This window comes from uncultured Tateyamaria sp., assembly GCF_947494755.1.
Taxonomy (GTDB): Bacteria; Pseudomonadota; Alphaproteobacteria; order Rhodobacterales; family Rhodobacteraceae; genus Tateyamaria.
Window position 1 is genome coordinate 1 of record NZ_CANLVZ010000049.1, and the last position, 478, is coordinate 478.

Sequence of the window (478 nt, forward strand, 5' to 3'; positions counted from 1 at the left end):
GCGGTCAAAGGTGATTGAACGGCGTGCGATGTGGGGCAGCCCACGGACAGCTTTCATGATCTTGCCCCTCTCGGCAGATTGCTTCGCAATCGCCGGCCGGGCAGTGCATGACCGGCTTTGTGCGCTTATTTGGGTTCTTCAGCAGAACTGTGACGCGGCTGACACGCTCGACCAGAGATGTGACAGTCTGCCCAAGCTTCTGTTTGAACAGCATCAAATCACCCTCCCAGTGACCAAACTGGCGGCGGTGCGCGACATCATCGGGGCGGAACAGAATGCTGACATCACGATCAAACTTCGGCGGCAGGCGCTTTCTGGCGCGACGTGGCCTGCGGGACTTGCGATGCTCGGGCAGGTACCACCATAGCTCCTGCGCCATACCTTCTTTGGACTAGATGTAGCGGTAGATCGTCTCCTGGCAGACGCGCAGCGCAGCACCTTCATGGATCATTCGGTTGCCGATCTGCTCAGGCGTCCA

At 59.0% G+C, this 478-nt stretch carries 1 protein-coding gene; it reads right to left on the bottom strand.

All coding sequences use genetic code 11. The annotated features are described in order from the left end of the window. Positions 1-4 precede the first annotated feature (4 nt). A complete protein-coding gene (locus Q0908_RS20315) occupies positions 5-379 on the bottom strand; it encodes a hypothetical protein (RefSeq protein WP_299289118.1) in 375 nt (124 codons plus the stop codon). Positions 380-478: the final 99 nt, after the last annotated feature.

What these genes read in the sequence shown, in the direction of transcription:
- Q0908_RS20315 (WP_299289118.1), bottom strand. Translation starts at nt 379, where the DNA reads ATGGCGCAGGAGCTATGGTGGTACCTGCCCGAGCATCGCAAGTCCCGC.